Below are 24,787 nucleotides of genomic sequence, written 5' to 3' on the forward strand. Positions count from 1 at the left end.
CACTTATTTTATTTCCAAATCAAACATGATAAAAAGGCGAGCCGCAGACAGTATAAATAATACGGCGGAGAAGCCGACAAAGTCAGGTCCGATTTAGAAATGGAATTACACTTAAATTCATTACGTATTTTATTGTTCCATGAGAATATTTTTCCATTAGGAGCTACCCGCTACTACGGTATATGCTTGAAACAATGTTATCAACAATTACAAAGCGGAGCATACATGAAACGACACCTTGAAGCACACACCCTCGGTACGGCGTGCAGAAACTCAGATTGCCATAAAATTTAATGAGAGCTGCATAACAGACTACGAGCATGAAACTACTGCTCATCTTTTCCCGTAGCGATCCATGGCGCAGCGCGCTGGTGATCGCGTCGCTGGTACTGGCTGCGGCAGTGGAGGGTTTCGGGTTTTCCACACTGCTTCCGCTGCTGAGCCTCGCGAGTAACCGACCGGTTAGCGAACATTCAGCACTCGGCCAGATAATGGAATCCTTGTTGTCGTTCGTGGGGCTCCATCCGTCCACACCTGTTCTGTTATTGGTGATTCTCATAGCGTTGCTGATCAAATCCGTGCTGCTGCTCGTTGCCAACCGCCAGGTCGGCTACACCGTAGCGCAGGTCGCTACCGATTTGCGCCTGCGTTTGCTACGCGCCTTACTCTGCACTCGTTGGACATACTTCACGAGTCAGCCCGTCGGAACGCTCGCCAACGCATTCGCAACGGAGGCCACACGCGCATCACAAGCTTATTTGGCAGGCGTCACGATGATATCGCAGCTAATTATCGTAGTCACCTATGCAGTCGTTGCCGCAATGACCTCCTCGCCTGCGTCCGTTGTAGCGATTTCACTCGGGATCATCACCGTTTTGATCCTCAGTCGCCTCGTCCGCGTAACACGGGCTGCAGGTGCACAGCAAACGGTGCTGCAAAAAGATGCCATCACCCGTCTCATCGATGTCTTTCGCGGTGTCAAGCTCGTCAAGGTCATGGGGCGTGAGCCGATTGTCGCGCCGATACTCGTAAATGAGACCAAGCAGCTTAACACTGCCCTACGCCGTCAGGTAATCACCAAAGAAGCTGTCGCAGCGCTCCAGGACATGGCGCTCATGTCCTACGTCGCTGTTAGTGTGTATGTGTGCGTCGTAGTGCTCGGCCTTGATCTTTCATTAGTATTCATGCTCGCGCTTGTCTTCATTCGCATGCTGACGAGCCTCAACAAAGCACAGCGACAATACCAGGATATGGCCGAGAAAGAGAGCGCATACTGGTCACTGCTCTCGACCGTCGAGGCAGCTGAGGCCGAGCGTGAAACGATTACTGGCAACAAAATACCGCACCTATCACGCGACATTGTGCTACGCGACGTGGTCTTCGCTCACGACACGTACAGGGTCCTCGATGGTGTATCTTTCGACATTCCGGCCGGCAAGTTCACTGTACTCGTTGGGCCATCTGGCGCCGGCAAGACCACGATTATCGATTTGCTTGCCCGCTTGGTGAGCCCGCAGTCGGGCGACATCTATGTGGACGACGTGCAACTTAGCGAGCTAGATGCGACCACATGGCGACGCATGATCGGTTATGTTCCGCAGGAGACTGTGCTGTTTAATGAGAGTATCGCCCTAAATGTATCGCTCGGTGATCCAGAAATCCGTCGGGCAGACATCGAGGATGCGCTGCGACGCTGTGGTGCGTGGCAATTCATCGAGCACCTGCCACAAGGCATTGACAGCAGTGTCGGCGAGCTTGGTGCCAAACTCTCTGGAGGCGAGCGCCAGCGCATCGCAATCGCACGCGCCCTTGTGCGTCGTCCGCAGCTCCTCATCCTGGACGAACCCACTTCGATGCTGGATACCGCTAGCGAGGAAGCGATATGGCAGATGGTAGCAGGGCTCTGCGGCCAAGTGACAATTCTCGCAGTCTCACACCAGCAAACTCCGCTTTCTCTGGCGGACCAAGCCTACCGGCTCGAGTACGGTCATGTTGTGCTGCTTTACCCAGGTGAAGCGCCACGCGCCGCGACCTGAGCCGTGAGCACACGCAGGTAAGCATCAACCCCGGCATCAATACGAAAATCTTCAGCCCGACGAAGGAGCTTTGCACGGTTCGGGGGTGCCGCGAGAAGCGTGAGAATGGCTGCTGCGAGAGCCTTGTCGTCATGAACCGGCACTAAGGGACCGATTGCTCCTTCTTCAAGTATCTCACGCGGACCACTCGGACAATCGGTCGACACCACCGGACAGCCACAGGCAAGTGCCTCGATCAGCACACCAGGTAATCCCTCCCATGTCGAAGACAGAATGAGCACTGCTGCCTTCGACATCCACGCAAACGGATTGTCGACATGACCCAGGAGCGCGACATCGTTATCGAGTCGGAGCTCATGCACGAGCTTCTCGAGCTTGTGACGTTGACGCCCTTCTCCGAGGATCACCAGATGTGCCGTGCGTACTGCGCGGACCCGTGCAAAAGCCCGGATTAACGTTGGATAGTCTTTCTGTACAGTCAGGCGACCGACAGCAATAATAAGCGCAGCATGGCGGTCGGCGACCCAAGCGTGGTCGACAGACTCCGTGGCACGATGTGCAATGTAAGGACCGACCACGGGATTATAGATAGTTGTGACCCGATCGTCAGGCAGACCGGTAAGGCGCTGCACCTCGCGCGCGACACCCTGGGATACCGCGATAATATGGTCAGCCCACGGGTAAACAACGCCCAGCGTCCATCGTAGTAGCCTGCCGATCGCTTGCTCGAACGGAGGCCACCAACGGATATTACCCGACGGGTAATTGCTCGCACGCAGAACGAGGGGCATGTTCGTCTTGGAGAAACGGCGCGCAAGTGTGACAATCAGATTGATATGACTCGCACACGAAAGCAGCACATCGGGGCGCTCGTCTCGAAGGTAGCACATCAGTGCCGGTATGGCACTGGCGGTGAACAGCCCGCGCAGGTTGATGCGGCGATTGAGCTTCTCGAACAGATGGTGCCAACCTTGCTTAAGCACAACCACCCTCACACCGGAGTGTAGCGCGATGCCAGCGCTCTCGTCGGCGATAACCACGAGATCGACAGCATACCCTCTTTCGGCGAATCCGTTGGCGAGCGTGAGGGTACGCTGCGTAGCACCACCGCCGCGCAGGGAGTAGATGAATAGGGCAATCCGCATGTCAGTTCTCCTCTCTAAGCGCACGGGTGCGGCGAAGAACCGTGAGATAACGTTCTACAGCGACGCCAAAGCTAAATTCCGCTGCTCGTGCGACCGAATACTCGCGTTGTGAGGACGTCGATAATGCCGCTAAGATTGCATCGGCTAGCGCTGCATCGTTTCCAACCGGGACCAGATAGCCGAATTTACCGTCAGCGAGAATCTCGCGTGGACCGCTTGGGCAGTCCGTGCTTACGATCGTGCAGCCGCAGGCGAGTGCCTCGAGCAACACGTTGCTGAAGCCTTCCCAGGCCGATGCGAGTACGAAGACCGGCGCACGCGCCATCCAGGCAAAGGGGTTCTCGACGAAGCCAGGCAGGTAGACATCGGCTTCGACGCCAAGATCTCTGATGAGACGTTCGATACGCGCGCGCTCTTCGCCTTCGCCCAAGATCACCAGGTGCGCTTCGCGCTTCGCACGTACGCTTGCAAAGGCTCGAACGAGCGTCGTGTAATCCTTCTGCAGCTTGAGCTTGCCGACTGCGAGTATGACAGGAGGCGCGCCGGCGACCAACCATGGATGGTCGACAGTCTCACGTGACTGGCGAGCGACAAGCTCAAGATCGAGTGGATTGTAGATCTGGAATATGCGCTCCTCGGGAATGCCGGTCACCGCGAGGAGATCTTCGGCTACTCCGCGGGAAATGGCGATGACTGCTTGTGCGCTGCTATAAGCATGCGCAATCAGCCAGCGCAGCGGCTTCGCAACGAGTGCGCCCCACTTCGCCGTCGCTTGTGTGAGATTGAGATTGGCGGTGATCACGATAGGCGTGCGGGTGCGCGATAGTGCCCGTCCCCATACTGCCGCCAGGTTGGCGGGGATCGAGGTGGAAAGCAGGATGTCAGGACGTACTGCTGCAAGATAGCGGGCCAAGGCAAATAGACTACTCAACACCCACAGCCCCTTGATGCGTCGGATTAGCGGCAAGTGGGCCGCGTGCGGCTCGAGCGTGAACAATCGCGCACCAGACGGGAGCGCAGTGCGGAACGGGCCTTCGCCATGTACGACAATGACATCGACCGCGCAGCCGCGTTCCAAGAAGCCACGTGCGAGCAGCAAACTGCGCCGTTGAGCACCGCCGCCGCTCAGACCGGACAAAAACACCCCAACGTGCAGTAGTTCTCCTCTGTCCATGGTCGTACGTTTACCCTCCGCTCAGTATTTGCACACCAAGTGTACATGGTGAAGAAGTGGCAGTCAGCCGATGCCTGGCAATCAAACCGCATAGTATCCACGGTACCAGGCCACAAATCGTGGTAAGCCCTGGTCGATCGTTGTGGTAGAACGCCAGCCGAAATCGCGTTGTAGCGGCGTGGTGTCGGCATAAGTAGTCGGCATGTCACCCGCTTGCATCGGCAGCAGGTTCATCATGGGGGTGCACCCCAGTGCCTGAGCCAGCACCTCAATAAAGCGCAACAATGGCTCAGGCTGCTGGTTGCCGATGTTGTAGAGCGCATGGGGCACACCTTCCACAGCTGGTGCGGGGCGATCCAGCACGACTAACACAGCAGCTACGACGTCATCGATATAAGTGAAATCGCGCTGTAACTGGCCGTGGTTATATACGTCTATCGACTCGCCCACCAGAATCGCGCGCGTGAATTTGAAGGCTGCCATGTCAGGTCGCCCCCAGGGGCCATACACCGTGAAAAAACGCAAACCCGTCGCGGCTATCCTAAATTGGCGCGCGTAAACCAGCGCCATCAATTCATTGGCGCGCTTGGAGGCCCCATACAGACTCACAGGTGCATCCACTCGATCTTCAACCGCAAACGGTATCTTACTGTTGGTACCATAAACGCTCGAGCTGGACGCATACACCAAATGTTCGAACGCCCCTTCGCCCTGCAAATGGCGTGCTGCTTCCAACACGTTGAGAAAGCCCATCAAGTTGGCATCGATGAAAGCATGCGGGTGCGTGATTGAATGGCGTACCCCCACTTGCGCGGCCAGATGCACGATGCGTCTGGGGCGCAACTGTACGAGTAGCGCAGTAAGCGCTTGCTGGTTGGTAATGTCTACATGCTCAAAGGCAAAAGCTGGATCGACTTGCAACTGCGCCAGCCGTGCTTCTTTAAGCGCAGGATCGTAGTAGTCGTTGAGGTTATCCAAGCCCACTACCTGCTCACCGCGTGCTAGCAGCGCCTGAGCCAGGTGCATGCCAATAAAACCAGCGGCACCTGTGATGATGATGGGGGCGTGCATAATGGTGCGGCTAGCTGCTGCGCCCCCGCCCCACACCGAAATACCGCAATCCGCATGTGCGCACGAAAGCGGGATCGTAGAGGTTGCGGCCGTCGAACAGGGCTTTGTTTTTCAGTGTGGCGGCGAGCCATTCAAAGTCGGGGCTGCGAAACTCCAGCCATTCGGTGATGACAGCAAGCACGTCAGCACCATGGCAAGCTTCACGCGCCGAAGCGGCGAACTCGATGCCATGAGTGGTCTTGAATATCTGACGGGCATTGTCGATAGCGGCCGGATCGTAGGCACGCACACGCGCACCTGATTGAGTGAGCAAATGGATCAGCGTAAGACTGGGAGCTTCGCGCATGTCGTCGGTATTGGCTTTGAAAGCCAAACCCCACAGCGCAATGGTTTTGTCTTGCATGTTGCCGCCAAAAAATGTTTTGATCTTTTCAAACAGAATACCGCGCTGCCGTTCGTTGACTTTAAGGGAGGAACGCAGCAAAAGAGCAGGTTCTGCAATATCATCAGCGAGGCGCACCAGCGCGCGCAGATCTTTGGGGAAACACGAACCACCAAAGCCTATGCCGGCATACAAAAAGTGAGGACCAATGCGTGGGTCCGCGCCTATGCCGTAGCGGACCTCTTCGATATCCACGCCCAGCCGGTCGGCCATGTTGGCCATCTCATTCATAAATGAGATGCGCAGAGCCAGCATGGCGTTAGCGACGTATTTGGTAAATTCGGCCGAGCGCACATCCATCACCAACAACCGCTCACGGTTGCGGTTGAAAGGAATATAGAGCGCACGTAGCGTTTCTGCGGAAGCTGCATCGTTTACACCCACTATGATCCGGTCTGGCCGCATGAAATCATCAACAGCGGCACCCTCTTTAAGAAATTCAGGGTTTGAAGCAGTGCTCACCTTGATGTTTGCACTGCGTTGCTGAAGTTCCTTTTGCAAGGCGGCCAGCACCCGGTCATTAGTGCCTACAGGAACGGTGGATTTGACTACCACCAAGGTGTCGCGCGCGATTTTTTGGCCCAGGGCGCGAGCACAGGATAATACGCCCGACAAATCGGCCGAACCGTCTTCACTGGAGGGTGTGCCCACGACAATGAAGATGAGTGACGCATGGGTCACCGCCTCGTCATAGCTCATGGAGAATCGCAAGCGCCCCGCCGCGCAATTGCGAGTGACCATGGTCTCTAGTCCTGGTTCACGTATGGGAATTTCACTGCGGTTGAGGCGCTCGATTTTTTGGGAATCGGTATCGATACACAATACATCGTTTCCCACATCAGCGAAACAAGCGCTAGTGACCAGTCCAACATAACCCGCACCTACGACAGTAACTCTCATGAGTTTTCCTTTTTAAAGGTTCAATTCCTGCGCAATCTGGATTGAGTGTACATGAGCATGCGCCCCTACGTTGCCAGCAGATCGGTATGAGTGCCACCTTAACCAACACGCCCGACTCGGTATAAGAAAAATATACGCAAAGGCAGATGTGTCGTCAAACATGCTGTTGCATGATCAGGAAAGCCCACAATTCCCCAAACATAACCGAAGCCACTTCGTGCCCCCGCACGGTGATCATTACCTCTCCGTTTCGTCCAGTCTTGAGTGAACTGATTGTTTGCTCCGCCATATTTATTCGTTCAGCTTTTTTGAATTTGCGCCATGGCATGAGGATAGTCGTGATGGGAAGTTCCACCATCTCGCTTGAGTGCGATCTTCTACCCGCGCTTAAACCGGAGAGAACAGTCAACACGAGAGAAACAATCATTGCTTGCCGGACAGAACCGCGCACAATACGCACATCACGCAAGACCGGTAGATCCCGGGTGCTGTCCACAAAGGGTGGTCGTGTAGATACATCGTCAACACACGCGAACCATCCGGGAATTGCCACCAAAACTCGGCGGGCTGATCATCCAATCCACGCTAGAGACAAGCGTTTTCCATTCCAAATCCGCGCAAGATCTGCGACATCTGTCCGATGTGCCCGAAAGAATCAGGCATATAACCGATCATCATTTTCTGACCAAACTTGCGCGCTTCTCGTTCGCCTACCAGCAGGTTGCGAATATGCGCTTCGGACTGACAAGAAACATATCAGGCAAGATATGCCAAGGACCGATCAAGATGCGCCTATTGCGGACATGCTCCTTCAGAGTATCTTCTGCTTCGAGTCGCATCAGCAGGTAATCATTCAGCACGATCGTCTGCCCATCGAGCATGAAGTATTTGTAATTAGGATCCTTCGCAAGCATATCGAGCAAACCGTCCACAAGATAAACAAGTTGCAGGCGAAACTGCTGAAAGGTACGATACCATTCGCGGTCCCAGTGGGTATGAGAGATGACATGAATTGTTTTCATTACATCCTCCTCTTTTCTTTTGGTCAAACTTCGTGCTTCTCCTATAATGGTGGGAGAAACAGTCATCGGCAAGTGATTGTTCAATGGAACCAACGAACGCTGCTCAATACGATCGATTTGAACACAAACCAGATGATAAGTTGCTTAGAAGATAGCTCCTTTATCCCAGCGTCTTCGCGGAATCCATCTAGTAGAACGTTTCCACATAATATTTTCAAAAATACCGTTCAGCATGCGCTCGTCGAAGTCCGGTATTAGCGGCTCACTGCGAGCGATAAAGTTTTTACTGGAACGATCTACCAGCATGACCCTCTTGATCCTTAGCAAATTAAAGTGCGCTCTAGTGCTCATATAGGCTAATATTTTGATATGGCAATAAGCCCAAAGAAACATCATCACAGAGAGCAGAAAATGAAAGACAGAAGACATCCGGACAGAATTATCGCGTTTGTGCTGGCGGGAGGAGAGGGTAAACGTTTAAATCCACTCTCCGCAGAGCGTTGTAAACCTGCTGTTCCCTTTGGTGCACGATATCGAATTGTAGATTTTGTTTTAAGCAACCTGATCAATTCCGGAATAAATTCTGTCTACCTGTTAGTGCAGTATAAATCACAAGAACTCATTGAACACATTCGAAAAGCTTGGGTAATATCTCCCTTACTGCCTAGCCAATTTGTCACAGTAGTGCCTCCAGAGATGCACAAGGAAACCCTGCAATTTAAAGGTACTGCAGACGCTGTTTATCAGAGCCTCAGACTCATCGAATTACATCAACCCGATATTGTTGCCGTGTTTGGTGCTGATCACATCTACCGGATGGATATCAACCAGATGGTATGGTTTCATCGAGAGCATCAGGCTGATATCACTATCGCAGCCTTGCCGGTACCGTTAGAACGAGCATCGAGCTTCGGCATTATTGGTACTGAAGCGGATGGAAGAATTTGCGAGTTTCAAGAAAAACCCGCGGTACCTAAATCTATGCCATCTAATCCCAGCCGAGCCTATGCTTCCATGGGAAACTATCTATTCAATACCGAGGTATTAGTAGAAGCATTACGCGAAGCCCACCGACTTGGCGAGACCGATTTCGGACGCCATGTATTACCGCGTTTAATGACCAGCAGGCGCTTATATGCCTATGACTTTTCCAACAATGAAATACCCGGCATTAAGCCTTATGAGGAAGTGGGCTATTGGCGCGATGTCGGCACTATCGACGCCTATTTTGACGTGCATAAGGACGTATTGGGAGACAATCCCCGTTTCGACGCGTTTAATCCACAATGGCCTATCTTTTCCAGTAACTATCAAGGTCCGGTGGCAAGGATCCTGGGCGGTCAAATTGAAAATAGCTTGTTTGGAGCAGCCTGCGTTATCCATAAAAACACGCGTATTCACAATTGTATCGTGCGCCGCGAAACTGTGGTGGAAGAAGGCGCCGAATTGGAAGATTGCATCATCATGGATTATGTCCGGATAGGACGTAATGCCCGGCTACGGCGCACAATCGTCGACCGACATAACATCATCGAAGCCAACACCCAACTTGGCTTCGATCGGCAAGCAGATAGCGAGAAGTACGTTGTCACACCCAGTGGAATCGTGGTGGTGCCAATGGGCAAGATCAGTTTTTTTGCGCGCGGCTCACGTGACCATGGGCCGGGTTATGCTGAATAACATTTGAGTTCTTATGCAGACATAGAAGGAGGGTGATTATTGATATAATTGATAATATCTCCAACACTGCGAAGATTTTTGACTTCGTCACCATCAAAAGAAACGCCAAATTCTTCTTCTGCATCAAACAGCAATTGGACAGTATCCATGGAATCGAGCCCTAGCTCCCCAAATTGTGAAGCAGTCGTTATTTTGGAAACATCCACATTTTCAACCTTTGAGGCGATAAACTGTATTACTTTCGCTTCAATATCTGTTTTATCCATATTATCCATATCTGAAATTACACCTGTGTTTTAAAGAGTTGTAAAAACAATGCTTACGTTGTTGCCGCCAAACCCGAATGCGTTACACATAGCGGTTTGGACTTTCTTCTGGATTGCCTGATTAGGCGTATAACTGAGATCACACTCGGGATCAGCCTCAGCAAGATTAATAGTTGGATGAATCGTACCACTATGCAGTGTCATAACGGTGGCAATGCTGCCAATCGCGGCCGATGCACCGATAGTATGACCAATCAGCGATTTGGTAGCACTAATAGCAATCTCTTGCGCATGTTCTCCAAAAAGTTCTTTAATAGCTTTAGTTTCAACAATGTCACCCAGTGGAGTAGAAGTCGCATGGGCGTTGATGTAGTCTACCCTCTCTGGTTGCATACCGGCATCTTGAATGGCAGCTTTCATGGCTGATACCTGCCCTTCCACTTCTGGTGCGACGATATGCGTTGCGTCGCAGGCGCAACCATAGCCTGCCAGGTAAGCATAAATTTTGGCTCCACGCCTCACGGCTTCTTCTTCTTTCTCCAAAATGAGTATCCCTGCCCCTTCTCCAATAACAAATCCATCGCGGTCTTTGGCGAAAGGTCTGGAGGCATGTTCTGGATCATTATTAAAGTGAGTAGATAACGCAAACAAGGCTTCAAAACCCGACATGGTCAGCGGCAAGACACAGGCCTCTGCCCCCCCTGCAATGACAGCATCTGCCTTTCCTGTGCGCAAAAGATCAAGTCCCATGCCGATTGCATTTCCTCCCGAAGAGCAGGCCGTACTACAAGTCAGATTAACGCCTTTCAGTCCGTATTTGGTTGCTATCCAGGCGGCTGCAGAATTTGCCATGATCCGGGGCACAGTAAAAGGAGGCATGGATTTATTCTGCAGCTTGCGTGCAGCGGAGGACTCAAATGTGGCAAAGCCACCCATCCCTGACCCCAAGCTCACAGCCATGCGTTGCGGCGCATAACTTTCAAGGCTACCGGCATCTTCCAGCGCCAAACTAGCAGCACGTAATGCTAGCTGGGTAAATCTGTCTGTCTGTTCCACCTGCTTGGCGGACAAAAAAGAGGTTGGATCAAATCCAATTACCTCGCCGGCAATCTGGGAACGTTGTCTGGATGCATCAAAGCTTTGAATGCGGCGGATTCCACTTACACCCTTAACGGCCGCATCCCAGAACTGATCAACGCCAATTCCGATCGGTGAAACAACCCCCATCCCTGTCACAACGATACGCATACAAGATCAGACCTAGGTTTACAAAAGTACATAGTAAATATAAGAACATTCATGAGTAGTGGCACAAAAACTACTGAATTGCCAGCTTTAACGATTATGATTTTATCCCGAGCCGACCTCAATTGCCAACCTTTGACGGATTTACGGTACGCGCTGACTTTGAAGATGGTATGTTTTCCCCGGATTTTGGTGCGCTACTTTTGCGAGGAATTGAAAGGCAATCCGGATTGATTGCTTGTCAGGCAGTCATCAATCGAATCTGATCCTATGATTGGGCTGCTTTCGCTCCCTTTTCCCAAATATTAGTGGGTAATTCTGTTGCCGTAGGGTGCCAATAAGCGAAGCGCATTGCACCGGTATTTTTCATTCGGCGCAATAACGATTGCGCCCTACGCTTACTGCTGGTTTTCGTCAATGTGCCTCAGAATCATTCGTAACTTATGGGAGGAAAAATACTTTGAATTTGCGAAGGTACTCCTCATTTGAATCTAACGTTTGAGCTCAGCTCGCAGCTCGTCTGGGCCATCTGACTTAGAGCAAATTGTTAGTGTGGACCCCGAATTGTTAGCGCGGACCCCGAAATAGCGATCAACTATGTAATTCACTCTATTTTGGTGCGCAACCTTCCACTTCACACTACTCGCTATAGGACGTGGCCTCTTTAGCATTGCTATTACAGCAGAAGCACGGTTAAATCCATAGTAAGATCAGACTCTTTTGGCCACAGCGTGGATATGGCAACTTTGTAGCCACAAAGTCCTTCGCCAAAGTAGGCGCAAGTGATGTATGAATAAGCAACTTCGTCCTTGCTTGATGACAACACAAGAAGAACGGAAATAGTAGCTTCTTCGAGCTGACCTTATTTAAGTACGATAATGATTGCGACCCACGCTTACTGCTTTGGGCTGCCGTTCATATGAAAAATTAAACCTTCATGCAATGACTGGCACTCCGACAATGTATGGTGCAAGACCCGTTGGATACCGTTGCATAAAGAGCGGAAAGTTCTTCTGATAGTTGGGCGTTTTCTCCGCCACTTGAAGCCATGCGTTAGCGCCGGCCAAGACATCACTACAAAAGATGGATGCGTCGATATTTAATACATCGTTCAAAATGTTATTATGGAAAATATTTGTTGTCGAACCTGGTTCAACAAAGAGGATACGACTGAACCCTAACTTTGGATGTTGCGCTCGGCCTTGGTGAAGAACTGCACACCTATAGAAGTAACATGCTTCACCGGAAAGAGTACTTGACCGCAAGCTAAGTACTTGGGCGCAACATACTTATCGAACCACGCGATGTATTTTGATCTTGTAGCTTGGCCGTCTTCAGACTCCATTGCTCCACAAATATCTGGGATGGTCAGGCTAGCGTAAAGTGCAAGGTAGTATGCGTGGCCCTGGACAGCCCTTTGGATCTGATTAAGTAAATCTCGCAATGTCCCCATGGTCTAATTAGAATTAATTCTCTAGAATAACTCAATTTATCATATCAATAATGCGATCTGTTACGTTAAAACTTATGATATTCCCTTATGATTAAAGGTAAGAGTTAGATTTCGTTTTGATTCTAATGAATAAAGTCAGACTCAAGCCTTTTCTCGATGCACATAATAGTACCTGACTAGATTCTGCTTACTGTCAAGTTCAAAACACAGCGGCTGGGCGGTTGCGATGGGTAGTTTCATCACTTGCTTTTGCGACAGGTTGGCGAGTTGCATAATCAAGCCACGTAGTAGATTCTTGTGTGAGACGATCAGTACACGTTTTCCTTGCTGAATCTCTGGCAAAATCGTTTGTTGCCAGAAAGGCTGTGCTCGCTCCACTGTCTGCTTCAAACTTTCTGCCAAGGGCAGGAGCGATTTATCAATGCCTGCATAGCTGACTTGATTGCCTGGAAAACGTGCATCTCTCAGATCGAGGGAGGGCGGTGTGGCTGCAAAGCAAATCTGAGTACTTAATATCGGCCAGATACCAAATTGCCTGATCGCTTCCCAGGGTCGCAGTCCTTCCAATGCACCGTAATGGCGTTCGTTCAATCGCCAGTCTCGTCGAATAGGTATTTCTTCCAAACCCATGGTCGCCAACACGATCTTGAGTGTATCGGTTGCCCGCTTCAGCTCTGATGTAAAGCAGATATCAAAAGTATAGCCGGCTTCCTTAAGCAAATGACCTGCTCGCCTGGCTTCCTCTTCTCCTGCTGGACTCAGCATCACGTCACTCCAGCCGGTAAAATGCCTGTCATGATTCCAGAGACTTTTGCCGTGTCGCAGCAGGACGAGCTTTGTTATTTCCTGTTTTTCACTCACAGGGTTAGTTCCTTGATCCTAGATTCCTCAGTTGGGCGGGATGGAGTGTGTGGTTTTGCGAGTGCAGGGCAAGGCGCAACGATGCGGAATGGTCGCTCCATTCCAAGGAGTTGCAACGCAGCCATGTGCTTGCAAAATCGCGCAATCCGTCCCGAAGCGGAAACACCCAGAAGGTGAGAATGAAATTTATAGGAATGGTTATTATATTCATAATGTTAACATCAAACTGAGCGATCAACTGAGGAATCTAGGTTGATATTTTCTAACGAGATGATGCGGCAGCTTCTTTCCAGATGCGTGCCAATGCATCCCACAATCCTTTGCGCACAGTCTGCAGGTAAAGGGTATTGTCACTCAATCCATGCACAAGACGATCCTGTGCCTTGCCCAAGTTGTGATAAGGCAGACTCATAAAAAGATGATGTGTAGCATGATAACGCAGTCCTACCGGTGCCCACAGGCCCGTGATGAAATTTCCCGGAATATTGATTGAATCAAGATACTGCTCGGCCAGTTCCAAGGTGTGATGACCTGGATTACGATAAGCATGCGCAGCCAATGTGCGCAATGAATTGAGGACAAAAACCAATACGGCAATGATATACCACAGGACCAGTACCTGGTAAGGCAGCATATTGAGGACAACAGCGGTAACAATCGTCAATGCAAACACAAAGGTGGCAAATTCCTGCAGTCGCCAGTGATGATCATTACGCACGGCATTGGCTGCACGTTTGTAATTTGGATTAATCGTCAGAGAAGAAGCTCTTTCCCATACAAGCCTACGCAACGGCGGTATCAAATAGGATAGCGGTGTTAGCAGTAGGAAGCGTGCCACCAGCAGCAGCGGCAGAATGAATGACAGCAGCACATAACGCACCATTTCGCTGGGTCGTTGAGTTGCGAAAGGCAGATATTCCCCATCCATGCTGGTACCGTATACATCCCGTTTATGATGATCGTTATGCACACCATCATAAGTAAACGATGGAATCATCATTGGAATGCCGCAAATCAGGTTCCACACTAAGCGAAATACTTTGAATGTTCCTTTCTTAAGATGAGCGAGTTCATGGATAAAGATGGCCGATCGATAAAAGGCCAATACCGTCACACCACAAGCTAGAATCTGCCAAATTGACAAAAATGAGCTATGCAGCGCCATTATAAATGTTGCCCAGCCGAGCGTGATGTGAAACAAAAAATCCAACCAGTAAATCCAGGGATTAGGCATCATCAGATCGCGCACGAGTGCATGCGCTTCATGCAATGGAAAAACAGGGGGTGTATTTCTGTCAGACATGTTATCTTGTTTATTCCCAGCAAGCAGTAATGTGTTCTATGATGAGTTGGTTGGTGGCGCTATCGGTATGATTGATTTGACTGAAATTAGGGACACCTGGCCAGCCGGCATCTATAAATTCTTGTCCGGTAAATTGCTGTGAATGCGCATAACGCGGGATTACGTGAAAATGAACATCGGGATCAACCATCATCAGCATCAAGTAGTTCAGTTTGTCGTAATTGAACGCTTTTTTCAGAGCAGACTCAATTTGCCCGGTCACTTGATGTAATTCCATAAAGCTCTCTGAGCTCAATTCAGAAAATGCCTTGGCTGGTTCATGTGCGACGAGTACCAGCGCTCCCAAGGTAAGTTGGGCAGGACGCAGCATGACGCTCCAATGGTTATACTGACGGATGACAGTAGCCGGCGCACCAAATTTTTGCATGGTGTCATTAAAAACGGTTATCGCCATAAGCTAGATTGAAGAAGGTAATATATCATCGCCTAGTGCACTTTCCACTTTGTTCACTTTCTTTAGTGCGTCGTCCTCTACCCCAAACAGCGTTTCCGTTCTGCGCAAATCATCAATGAAATCAATTTCACACCAGTTGAATCCTTGTACAGAGCAGGAATTCACTAAACGCTGCTGAGCCAAAGCATCAATAATGGTGAGATACCAGGATTTAAGCTTGGCCGGATCGCGCAATGCACGCTCAACCGCAGCGCGGAAAAGCTGAACACCTTGTTCGCGAAAATAAATCAAACCGATTGATTCAGCATCCGTTTGCTCTGCAGTGAGCACTTTGCTGACATGCCTTACCCATCCTTCAGTGTCCAGCTGCACTTTCATGTCATCTTCATCGAATGCTTGCTTGAAGTCTACGCAAAGCGTAATGGGTGCCATTTCAGCGTGCAGCACACGCGATAATAAATCGGCATCAAACAGTGTATCGCCATTCAGCAAAAGAAAATCATCTGTCATCTCATCTCGTGCAATCCAGCAACTGGCCAGATTATCCGCTACTTCGAAAAAAGGGTTAAAGCGCGTTCTGACTTGCGGATAATCAGCGTAACGCTCCGCCAGTAATGCTTCCACCTTCCCCATTTGAAATCCGACAATCACGGTTATATCTTCGATTCCTGCCCGCAGTAAAGCATCGATCTGCCATGCGATCACAGGCTTATCAAAAACGGGTAACAAGCACTTAGGCGTATTTTCAGTGAGAGGAAGTAGCCGCCGCCCCTGGCCTGCACTCAAAACAATTGCTTTAAGAGGGATTGGGCTTTTTTTGTCAGTCATAGCAATCATTTGACGCGTTATTTATCTTCTTATGATTGGTGGCGTCGGGATATTAATATTAGTGAGCTATTCTACTGGAAAACATCGAACTTTCCTTAATTTGATAACGGTCTTGAGTGCAATTATTGAAGTAGCATTCCGTTCAAGCTCTTCAGCTCTGCGGCGATCTTGCTCACGGCCTTCAAGAAATCATTGACTTCGGTCATAGTATTGTCATGACCGAGGCTTACTCTTACTGCGCAGCGCGCCAGCATGGGCGCAACTCCCATTGCCTCCAGCACATGACTCTGGCCGGGTGTCACACTGGAGCAGGCAGCACCGCTGGCAACAGCAAAACCCGCTTTATCCAGCCGAACAACCAACGTATCCCCTTCAATCTCCGGCAGCGCAAAATAACAGGTATTGGGTAAGCGTGGCGCGCCCAATCCAAAAATAGTGGCACCTAACGCAAGCAGACCTTGTTCTAGATATTCACGCAACTTGGTCAAGCGAGCGGACATTTCATCCATGCGTAATCTAGCCAGTTCACAGGCAGCACCGAAACCGACGATAGCTGGCACATTCTCCGTCCCTGAACGCAGTCCATTTTCGTGTCCTCCCCCATAAATCAATGGCTTGAGGAGTAACCGTTTGTCGATGATCAATGCTGCTGCGCCTTTAGGTCCGTAAATCTTGTGTGCTGAAATGGTCATCGCATGCACTTTCAATTCATTGAAATCGAACGGAATCTTGCCGAATGCCTGAACTGCGTCGGTATGCATCCAGGCACCTTGAGCACGGGCCATATCTGCGATTTTAGCAACCTCCTGAATCACGCCGGTTTCATTGTTTGCTAACATCACCGATACCATAGCAGGCTGGTCTGCCAAGGCATTACTTGCATCCTCCAATCGCACCTGCCCCAATTCATTCACCGGTAGTTGGTGCAACAGCCAACGCTCGCTCGTTCTTCGCGCCAATTCCTGGGCTGGTCGCCTGATACAAGGATGCTCAGTCGCGCTGATGACCACACGGGAAGGCTTTAAATAGTCTGCCGCCCCACGAATAAAAAGGTTGTTTGCCTCCGATCCGCCGCTGGTAAAGATGATCTGTGATGGTTGCACTCCAACAGCCTGCGCGACCTGCTCGCGCGCCTGACTGATCGCACGGCGAGCTGCCATACCGTACGCATGACTACTGGACGCATTGCCATATTCCTGCCGAAAATATGGCAGCATTGCTTCCAATACTTTTTCATCTACTGCGGTGGTGGCATTATGATCAAAATAAGTCTGAGTCATTTATTCTCAATTTTTTCCAATATGATTGGCACGGGGTAAGTCAATACCATAATTTTCCTACTCATGGGATTGTAACGGGACACCCAATATTTCCAGCGCTTTATCGAGCGCTTCCAGTGCTTCTTTATGCTTTCCTTTGTTATGTAAGACTTCACCTTCAGCGCGCAACTTTCTGACCTCGGTTTCTTGCACTTCGGTGATCGCCGGTTTCTTTGCCAAAGCCTCATCAATTTTTCTCATATCGATCGTACAACGATAGGCGTATGCCCCGCTACTAAAGATAAGCAAACAAAGCATAGCGATAAAATGACGCAATTTCATCTGAACCTCCATGTATCCGTGGTTAATTGAACCGATTAAAACCATTTCAATGGATAAAAGCTAAACTTACAAACATTACTTTAGATTCTGGATACGGCAGAAACAATCTACCTTTATCGAAAATCTTAAAAAATAAGCAAAAAGTGCTAAAAGTATACTCTCACATCCTTTCTAAATGGATATACCATTCTGACAGTTACCGTTCGCGATGAGCTATCGAGCCGTCAAGTTACACGAATGCCGGCCTTCGACTGACTCAAGCCAAACGATATATTGGTACCTATGTTATTCCATTTCTAAATCAAAGATGACACGAAGGCGAACCGCAGACAGTATAAATAATACAGCAGGTGAAGCCGACAAAGTTAGGTTTGATTTAGAAATGGAATTACTGGGACGATCTACTAGGCGCTCCTAATCTTGTACTGATAAAATCATCCAGTGCCATAGCCCATTCTTTGCGGGTAAAAATGAAACCTTCGTTGTGCCCGCCCTGCAATGTCAGGAATAGCTTCGGTTCGGCTGCTACCTGAAAGAGCGCCTGGCCGTGCCAAAAAGGCACGATTTCATCTTGCGGACTATGCGCGACCAATACTGGGCAAGTGACAGACAGCAAATAATCGATCGTATTGTATTGAAATCGGGATAGGAGGCGCACTGGCAGGAAAGGATATAATTCTGCTGCCAAGTCAGGCACCGAAGTAAATGCCGATGCCAACACCAATGCGCCAGCATCTTTTTGGGCGGCTAACCAGGCTGCGATAGCTCCACCAAGTGATTCGCCGAATAGCACGATACGAGAAGGCGGAATGGCTTTTATCTCGGTCAAGTATTGCCATGCCGCTGATGCGTCACGATACGTGCCAGCTTCTGATGGTGAACCGCTGCTTTTGCCATAACCACGATAATCGAAAATGAAGGTGTTATATCCCAATCGATAAAACGTCAATAAATAATCCCTTCGATGGGAAATATTGCCCGCATTGCCGTGCAAGAAAAGAATGGTTCCTTTTGCCTCGACAGGGGCAGGTACAAACCACCCATGCAGGGTTTCCTTGTCAACCGTAGTAATCGCCACTGACTCATAGGGAAGCCCCTCCTGGGCGGGCGTAAAGGTAATTTTGCGTTGCGGGAAATAGATAAGATACGATTGGGCAAAAAATACCAATAGCAGCAAAGCTGCATAGCCGGCTGCCATGAAAATAACCAGTTTAAGTAACATGCGCATAATGACTAAATTAACGTAGCATTCTTGAAAGAAGAAAAGTTAATCATGAATCAATGGATCATGTCCTGATAATCAACTCCTACCGTTATAATAGCGTATTATCAATTTCCAGGATTATCAATGAATTTAGATCGCGTCGACTCGGGTCTTGATCTCCCCAATGATTTTAATGTGATCGTAGAAATACCCATGAATTCCGATCCCATCAAATATGAAATGGACAAGAAAACAGGCGCCATGTTTGTAGACCGTTTTATGTCCACTTCCATGCATTATCCCTGTAATTACGGCTATATTCCACATACCTTATCGGAAGATAAAGATCCAGTAGATGTTTTGGTCATATCGCCAGTGCCCTTGATTACTGGGGTAGTCGTTCGATGTAGGCCGCTCGGTGTATTGCATATGACCGACGAAGCTGGTGAAGATATCAAGTTAGTAGCTGTGCCGATTGATAAGCTATGCAGCCTTTATACCCATATCAAATCGGTGGAAGATCTGCCTGAATTCATGCGTGCGCAGATTGCGCATTTCTTTGCGCATTACAAAGACTTAGAAAAGGGCAAATGGGTCAAGATTGAAGGATGGGGCGGTATTGAAGATGCCAAGGCGGAGATCATGGCAGGCGTCAAACGGTATACTTCAGCAAAACATAAGCCTAAATTCTAATATCTTATGCGTGGTGATTTGCGCTACACAGCCAGCCCCGCGGCATAACCTGAAGACCAGGCCCACTGGAAATTAAAACCACCCAAATGTCCGGTCACGTCGACAACCTCGCCGATAAAAAACAGGCCGGGGCGTTTTTTTGCCTCCATTGTCTGTGAAGAGAGTTCTTGCGTATCGACACCTCCTACTGTAACTTCCGCCGTTCGGTAGCCTTCAGTACCTGTTGGCCTGATATGCCAGTCGTTGACAGCGCGCGCAAGTACCGCCAGTTTGTTATCAGACAGTGAACCCAGCGCCCAATTGCACGTCTGCTCATCGCAGATGCTTTGTGCAAGGCGCCTGGGCAGAATTTCAGAAAGTGCGTTGCTCACATGCAGCTTAGGTTGACTTTGCTTCTTCTCTTTGAGAAACCTGAAAATGTCTGTTGCGGGTGCCAGATTAACGATGATTTGCTCACCCTCTTGCCAGTATGATGAGATCTGCAAGATGGACGGGCCACTCAGCCCCCGGTGAGTGAACAACAGCCCTTCGGCAAAGACCTGCTTCTTGTAGCATACCTCCGCCTCGACCGATAAACCACTCAACATCTTGCAGCATTCCAGCAACGCACCATCGAAAGTCAGCGGCACCAGACCGGCTCGTGGCCGAATGACATTCAAGCCGAATTTCTTGGCGGTTTCATAGCCGAAATTGCTTGCCCCGATTTTCGGGATCGAAAGGCCGCCCGTCGCAATCACGAGGGAGGAACAGGTATGATCACCTTTACTGGTTTTGATCTGATAACCAGCCTGGATAGTCTCGATATCGAGCACTCGTGTTGGTATTTCCAGTTTCACTCCAGCTTCGCGAGCTTCCGTCAGCAGCATGTTAATGATCTGCTTGGCTGAATCGTCACAAAATAACTGGCCCAGCTTTTTTTCATGAAAAGCAATACCGTGCCTGCGCACCAAGGCGATAAAATCCTGCGCAGTATATTGTTTGAGCGCTGATTTGCAGAAATGCGGATTTTGCGAAAGATAACATTGGGGGTGGGCATGGATATTGGTAAAGTTACATCGTCCGCCGCCAGAAATACGTATCTTCTCTGCAATCTTTGCCATATGGTCGATCAGCCATACTCGGCGCCCGCGTTTCCCAGCCTGTATCGCACACATTAGCCCAGCTGCACCAGCGCCGATGATGATCACATCGTAGCTATGAAACATGTTTTATATTGTTGATTAAAGCAGGATTTTACTTTTTGTAAGCTGAAACGGCGTGTCATGAATCCAGTATGGAATGTGGAAAGCCTAATGCTAAATCTTGATCAGTGGAACCAAAGCGCCGTTACTAAGACTTGGTTCTGGTCAACGCGCACGTCTGCAAATGCTGCCAGGCGATACCACCCACATGTTTATTTCCCTTCAATGTCGCCATCACTCGGCTATCATCAATCTTCTTAATCATCAAAGCAAATGCATAAACTGGCCCTGTATCGACACTACCTTGACCAGAGGAACGGATTTCTGGATTCGGGGCAACATAATCATAAACTGCATCGGGATTGGTGGGGGAGTTACGCGCATAGATACCCGGCAGGAATCTCGTGTCATATCCATAGATCTCGGATGCGTCAATATCTTGATAGAGTCGATTTCTAAATTGCAACATGCGAATTGACCATCTGCTATCCGCTTGCAGCCTAGCCACAACACAGCGTGCCAGATCAACATGATTTCCTGCGAGCGGTTCTTCATAAATCCACGGTTGCTCTTTCGGCCCTCTGACACTTGCGCATGCAGCTAGGAATACGACCAAAATTACGATCAATTTTTTCATCATAGCATTCTCCCCCAAAATTGTGGAAAGTAACACCGAAACAGAGCTTACCTTCAGATTAGCCCCACGTTATCTAGTGTTTTATCGTGACTGTGGATATCAATGCTTTGAAGGTTAATCCATATTCAATCGGCCTCCCCAGCTATCCCACACCGTTATGGCAGCGGCCATGGCACACCATGGCACATTATGATAGATAATACGAAACAGCGATATTGAGATTTGATATCCTCCATTGGGCACAGGAGGTAAATTAAGAGAAGGCAGATCAGCTACCAATTACTGATATTGCTCTATTTTATCGATACATCGTGTCACTATGCCAATTATCTCTAGAGATGCTAAGCAAATATCCTCATTAAGAAAAGTAGAAAATAACCTGAATTACTGTAATTTTTAGAGCAAAGCGAAGAATTCACCTTTCATTCAGTCAGCAAACCTCACGAGACATGATCACGCTTTGCTGCATAGGGATGCTTAAGAATAAAAAAACAGTCTAATAATAATGCATAGGCATACTCTTTTTATCCCTCAATAGCAGAAGCACTAAAAATAGCTACCATGCGATCTATAATCTGGCTGTCGCGCTAGGAGATACAGCATACCTACTGCAACCCAGATGAAATATCTCCAGAAAGCAACAGTGACATATATGGTTAATATGTCATAAGTATTTCCTTACCAATAAAGGCGAGAATGATAAATTTAGCATCAGCAGTCCTTTACTGAATTTCTTGCCAACTTATCTTCGCTTGCGTCGGATAAATCCATTTTCTTCTGCTGTTCGCAATGCCTCATACCTGCAATGTACATCCATAAATGTAAGAATCCGCTGAAACTCGGTTCGAATGGTTGCAGGAGAGCGGCATAAGTGAGCTGCAAGCACTTTGGTATTAGTTGTTTTCATTTCAAGACATGCTTCTAACAATGTGTATAGCGCTGGCGTAAGTCGCTTGCCTTGACTCTGATCTCTGTCAATTATATTTGCATTCATAAGCAGACCTTTCTAAAAAAATTACATAGGCTAGTCTTAAAAGCGGGAATTCCCGATGGCTAACATCGGAGATTAGAAACTCATTAAGAATCATAAAAATACAAAGCAAATAACAAGCCTGAAAAGATACCTCATCAGTACCTATCTTAGCCAGAATTGCTTCGTTTCAGTTCATGCTTTGTCTGACTCAATCTTAAATTCTAAAAAACGCTTAATTTGAATTTAATGCTGCCTTCTCTTAGAACTTAGCAATAAGTATGCCATCTCAAGAAATATTAATTTATATCATTGTTTTTAAACAGATTTAATTTAGATGATGCTCATCAATCAATCAATGAATCACCATCAACAAATAATTGTGTAAAAAATTTCGACAAAAAATAGAATTTTTTCCAAAATAAAATTATTGGATTGGCACAAACAAGCTCGTATTTTTTGTACCAAAATCTCAGCTTTCAACTTTGGCATTGACAACCAAGTGCTGAAACAATTAGCCTGCAAAATATAAAGAAAACAAGATGCAACGGCACTACCAGAGGTCAGTGCCATCAGCAGTAGTCTTTCCGGCGGCCTCAATACTGCGAAGGAGGTTCATCATGGCGGTCTACATTGTCTTGAATAATTTCACCGATCAAGGAATTCGCAATATCAAGGACACTACCAAGCGGGCAAATGCCATACGAGAAATGGCAAAGAAGTTTGGAGTTATTACCAAAGAGATCTATTGGACGTTAGGAAGCTACGATATCGTTGATATATTTGAAGCGCCTGACGATGCATCCATGGCGGCATTGGTGGCAAGCATTGGTGCCGCAGGCAATGTTCGCACCCTCACTTTGCGAGCTTTTTCTGAAGCAGACATGAACGGAATACTCGCAAAACTGGGATAAGCAAGTAACTTCCCTGCTCTAGGCATCATTACCACGGGGTACGCCCTTGTGGCGTGGCCCGTGCTTCAATTGAGCATGACTTGATAACTTGATTTACCCGGTGCAATAACGCAACAGCCTCATCATATGGCTATTTTTCTATATTCCTGCTATTAAGGAACAAAATTGTATGCGTATGCATTATTGCTTGTCTCTTGGTTATCCTTTACCATCATCCTACAATAAAGCTCAATTATTTTAAGTCGTTTTTCTTCTCTGCTTCTGGCGTTGATCTGTTTTGTCGATTTTTTTTACATATTGTTGCGGCTAGGTAAAGTCTGAAGTTAGCAATGATCAGAGTGTTGCTCATGCACCAAGTTTGGCGCTATCAATTTAGCAGTTAAAACTTTATCTAACCGTTCGATCTAGATTCCTCAATTGGGCACTTTTATCCTGCTTTGGCTGGGATTCACGCGAGTGGCAACTATGTCCCTTACAAAACTACGTGGTAACGTGATTACTCAAACTGAGGAAAAGTTCTAATACAGCTGCCACCTTGGCTGACAAAGTAACCTCGACACTTAGCCTCACTAACGTTACTGTGGTAAGAATCCGGATCTGCATCTTTTTGCAGCGCTAGGAATAAATATTACCCTTCCTCAACATAAAGCAGTTACCCACAACCTTATCCACGAAAATTGTGGATAAGCGTTGTATCGGAATTAGTCCGTTAACAGGAGTTTGCTATAAGTAATATCGATGAGAATTCTTCTATTTAACGTATTATTATCTTTATTAAAGAGGCTTTTATTGAAAGAGATTACGTGATAGGGTTTTATTTACTTGAGCAAATTTTAAATGATGGCAACGATTTATTTGTTTAAAAGATTTACCTTTTAATATCTACTTCAGCTAATTTAACAATAAACTAAGATTGTAATAATTAAAAATGAGACTACCGCTGGCATTTGTAGCGCTTTCAATTAGTATCCTAATTGGTTGTGCAACGCATCAAGAAAAACTACAAGCAAAATATGAGACTGATCTCTGTAGTGTTAAGCAACCTCAATCGAATATCGTAATCAGCCATGTTGATAATCGTGGCGAAGTCGTGCAAGGTGATCTCGTTGACAAAGCTGGATTCAATTACCAAGGAATTGCTTCGGTTCTGGCTGTACCCTTAGATTATTTCCTAAGTCCCCAAAGAGAAGGATGGGGAGCATGCTGCCAATGGGTGCTTGGCTATTATCCTAACTATTATTGTGGTCACCAGTATTGCAGAGCAAACCAAGGATATAACTTGATGGGAGTACTTGGATTAGCGCGGGCACCGGATAGGGAGCAAGCGGAAAATATGGCCCTAGAAAATTGTAAAACTGCTATACAACAGTTCGCTAGCCAAGTCGGCATAAGCCCATCACAGTCAGAACTGCGATGTAAAATCCAGAAATTCGAGTGGTGTGAGTAATTGCGCGTACAAGAACATGCACGTGGCAGATAACTTTACACATCTCTTATAAAACCTAGAATTACCCCTCTTATACGGTACACTACAGAAAAAGAAAGGCTACTTTATATTTTTTCATGTGTGACTTTAATAAAAAAGGGTAGCGCCCCCCTTTCTCAAGATCTGGTATTGATTACGCTAATCCCTAGGGTCTGTTGACATTTCACACGGGTAGCCACAGATACCCGCATGCCATGGCAACCATACTTTCATAATTTCTC

At 48.2% G+C, this 24,787-nt stretch carries 25 protein-coding genes and 1 pseudogene; 6 read left to right on the forward strand and 20 right to left on the reverse strand.

Translation table 11 applies throughout. The annotated features are described in order from the left end of the window. Positions 1–320 precede the first annotated feature (320 nt). Positions 321–2,036 carry an ABC transporter ATP-binding protein gene (locus R2Q26_RS12495; RefSeq protein WP_317536582.1) on the forward strand — a complete coding sequence of 572 codons (1,716 nt, stop codon included), beginning with the start codon at positions 321–323 and terminating at the stop codon, positions 2,034–2,036. On the opposite strand, the gene R2Q26_RS15575 is transcribed toward R2Q26_RS12495, so the two are convergent. The 7 genes and pseudogenes from R2Q26_RS15575 to R2Q26_RS12535 all read right to left on the reverse strand — a co-directional run bounded on the left by R2Q26_RS15575 (position 2,003) and on the right by R2Q26_RS12535 (position 8,096). Then, positions 2,003–3,181: a glycosyltransferase gene (locus tag R2Q26_RS15575; protein WP_411182346.1), complete on the reverse strand. Its 1,179-nt coding sequence runs from the start codon at positions 3,179–3,181 to the stop codon at positions 2,003–2,005. The genes R2Q26_RS12495 and R2Q26_RS15575 overlap by 34 nt on opposite strands. 1 nt (position 3,182) lies before the next feature. Then, positions 3,183–4,355: a glycosyltransferase gene (locus tag R2Q26_RS12510; RefSeq protein ID WP_317536585.1), complete on the reverse strand. Its 1,173-nt coding sequence runs from the start codon at positions 4,353–4,355 to the stop codon at positions 3,183–3,185. A gap of 81 nt (positions 4,356–4,436) precedes the next feature. Continuing rightward, on the reverse strand, positions 4,437–5,426 hold the full coding sequence (locus R2Q26_RS12515) for an NAD-dependent epimerase/dehydratase family protein (RefSeq protein ID WP_317536586.1): 990 nt from the start codon (positions 5,424–5,426) through the stop codon (positions 4,437–4,439). A 10-nt stretch (positions 5,427–5,436) separates the two neighbouring features. Continuing rightward, positions 5,437–6,768, reverse strand: a complete 1,332-nt coding sequence (locus R2Q26_RS12520; RefSeq protein ID WP_317536587.1) for a UDP-glucose/GDP-mannose dehydrogenase family protein — start codon at positions 6,766–6,768, stop codon at positions 5,437–5,439. A 154-nt stretch (positions 6,769–6,922) separates the two neighbouring features. Further along, on the reverse strand, positions 6,923–7,321 hold the full coding sequence (locus R2Q26_RS12525) for a hypothetical protein (protein WP_317536588.1): 399 nt from the start codon (positions 7,319–7,321) through the stop codon (positions 6,923–6,925). A gap of 32 nt (positions 7,322–7,353) precedes the next feature. Next, a pseudogene (locus R2Q26_RS15580) lies at positions 7,354–7,856 on the reverse strand (hypothetical protein). A gap of 78 nt (positions 7,857–7,934) precedes the next feature. After that, the gene (locus tag R2Q26_RS12535) at positions 7,935–8,096 is read right to left on the reverse strand and encodes a hypothetical protein (protein WP_317536590.1); all 162 of its coding nucleotides are present in this window, start codon (positions 8,094–8,096) and stop codon (positions 7,935–7,937) included. Positions 8,097–8,201: 105 nt separating this feature from the next. On the opposite strand from R2Q26_RS12535, the gene R2Q26_RS12540 reads away from it, so the two are divergent. Further along, complete coding sequence (locus R2Q26_RS12540; RefSeq protein WP_317536591.1) at positions 8,202–9,470, forward strand: glucose-1-phosphate adenylyltransferase; 1,269 nt, start codon at positions 8,202–8,204, stop codon at positions 9,468–9,470. Positions 9,471–9,481: 11 nt separating this feature from the next. Here R2Q26_RS12540 and R2Q26_RS12545 read toward each other — a convergent pair whose 3' ends face one another. Together R2Q26_RS12545 and fabF are read right to left on the reverse strand one after the other, a co-directional pair. Beyond that, entirely contained in the window at positions 9,482–9,745 is a 264-nt protein-coding gene (locus tag R2Q26_RS12545; protein WP_317536592.1) for an acyl carrier protein, read from the reverse strand. A 21-nt stretch (positions 9,746–9,766) separates the two neighbouring features. Then, entirely contained in the window at positions 9,767–10,984 is a 1,218-nt protein-coding gene (gene fabF / locus R2Q26_RS12550) for a beta-ketoacyl-ACP synthase II (protein ID WP_317536593.1), read from the reverse strand. A gap of 122 nt (positions 10,985–11,106) precedes the next feature. On the opposite strand from fabF, the gene R2Q26_RS12555 reads away from it, so the two are divergent. Next, positions 11,107–11,247 carry a hypothetical protein gene (locus tag R2Q26_RS12555; RefSeq protein ID WP_317536594.1) on the forward strand — a complete coding sequence of 47 codons (141 nt, stop codon included), beginning with the start codon at positions 11,107–11,109 and terminating at the stop codon, positions 11,245–11,247. 1,328 nt (positions 11,248–12,575) lie between these two features. Here R2Q26_RS12555 and R2Q26_RS12560 read toward each other — a convergent pair. The 7 genes from R2Q26_RS12560 to R2Q26_RS12590 all read right to left on the reverse strand — a co-directional run bounded on the left by R2Q26_RS12560 (position 12,576) and on the right by R2Q26_RS12590 (position 18,703). Continuing rightward, entirely contained in the window at positions 12,576–13,295 is a 720-nt protein-coding gene (locus R2Q26_RS12560) for a 2,3-bisphosphoglycerate-dependent phosphoglycerate mutase (RefSeq protein ID WP_317536595.1), read from the reverse strand. Between the two features lie 262 nt (positions 13,296–13,557). Then, on the reverse strand, positions 13,558–14,598 hold the full coding sequence (locus tag R2Q26_RS12565) for a fatty acid desaturase (protein WP_317536596.1): 1,041 nt from the start codon (positions 14,596–14,598) through the stop codon (positions 13,558–13,560). A gap of 10 nt (positions 14,599–14,608) precedes the next feature. After that, entirely contained in the window at positions 14,609–15,052 is a 444-nt protein-coding gene (locus tag R2Q26_RS12570) for an HIT family protein (protein ID WP_317536597.1), read from the reverse strand. A gap of 3 nt (positions 15,053–15,055) precedes the next feature. Continuing rightward, the gene (locus R2Q26_RS12575; RefSeq protein ID WP_317536598.1) at positions 15,056–15,880 is read right to left on the reverse strand and encodes a phosphocholine cytidylyltransferase family protein; all 825 of its coding nucleotides are present in this window, start codon (positions 15,878–15,880) and stop codon (positions 15,056–15,058) included. Between the two features lie 122 nt (positions 15,881–16,002). Beyond that, positions 16,003–17,160, reverse strand: coding sequence for a cysteine desulfurase family protein (locus R2Q26_RS12580; protein ID WP_317536599.1), 1,158 nt, complete (start codon positions 17,158–17,160; stop codon positions 16,003–16,005). Positions 17,161–17,217: 57 nt separating this feature from the next. Continuing rightward, entirely contained in the window at positions 17,218–17,481 is a 264-nt protein-coding gene (locus tag R2Q26_RS12585; protein ID WP_317536600.1) for a hypothetical protein, read from the reverse strand. 388 nt (positions 17,482–17,869) lie between these two features. Beyond that, complete coding sequence (locus tag R2Q26_RS12590; RefSeq protein WP_317536601.1) at positions 17,870–18,703, reverse strand: alpha/beta hydrolase; 834 nt, start codon at positions 18,701–18,703, stop codon at positions 17,870–17,872. 126 nt (positions 18,704–18,829) lie between these two features. On the opposite strand from R2Q26_RS12590, the gene ppa reads away from it, so the two are divergent. Next, positions 18,830–19,378 carry an inorganic diphosphatase gene (ppa, locus tag R2Q26_RS12595; protein ID WP_317536602.1) on the forward strand — a complete coding sequence of 183 codons (549 nt, stop codon included), beginning with the start codon at positions 18,830–18,832 and terminating at the stop codon, positions 19,376–19,378. A gap of 23 nt (positions 19,379–19,401) precedes the next feature. Here ppa and R2Q26_RS12600 read toward each other — a convergent pair whose 3' ends face one another. The 4 genes from R2Q26_RS12600 to R2Q26_RS12615 form a co-directional block, all read right to left on the reverse strand. Then, positions 19,402–20,583, reverse strand: coding sequence for an NAD(P)/FAD-dependent oxidoreductase (locus R2Q26_RS12600; protein WP_317536603.1), 1,182 nt, complete (start codon positions 20,581–20,583; stop codon positions 19,402–19,404). A gap of 124 nt (positions 20,584–20,707) precedes the next feature. Beyond that, entirely contained in the window at positions 20,708–21,199 is a 492-nt protein-coding gene (locus tag R2Q26_RS12605) for a hypothetical protein (RefSeq protein ID WP_317536604.1), read from the reverse strand. A gap of 111 nt (positions 21,200–21,310) precedes the next feature. After that, a complete protein-coding gene (locus tag R2Q26_RS12610) occupies positions 21,311–21,475 on the reverse strand; it encodes a hypothetical protein (RefSeq protein ID WP_317536605.1) in 165 nt (54 codons plus the stop codon). A 463-nt stretch (positions 21,476–21,938) separates the two neighbouring features. After that, positions 21,939–22,190, reverse strand: a complete 252-nt coding sequence (locus R2Q26_RS12615) for a DNA-binding response regulator (RefSeq protein ID WP_317536606.1) — start codon at positions 22,188–22,190, stop codon at positions 21,939–21,941. A 596-nt stretch (positions 22,191–22,786) separates the two neighbouring features. Here R2Q26_RS12615 and R2Q26_RS12620 point away from each other — a divergent pair. Next, complete coding sequence (locus R2Q26_RS12620; protein WP_317536607.1) at positions 22,787–23,080, forward strand: GYD domain-containing protein; 294 nt, start codon at positions 22,787–22,789, stop codon at positions 23,078–23,080. A 928-nt stretch (positions 23,081–24,008) separates the two neighbouring features. After that, the gene (locus R2Q26_RS12625) at positions 24,009–24,527 is read left to right on the forward strand and encodes a hypothetical protein (protein WP_317536608.1); all 519 of its coding nucleotides are present in this window, start codon (positions 24,009–24,011) and stop codon (positions 24,525–24,527) included. The last annotated feature ends 260 nt before the right edge of the window (positions 24,528–24,787 follow it).

The sequence above is a fragment of the Nitrosomonas sp. Is37 genome (assembly GCF_033063275.1).
Classification (GTDB): domain Bacteria; phylum Pseudomonadota; class Gammaproteobacteria; order Burkholderiales; family Nitrosomonadaceae; genus Nitrosomonas.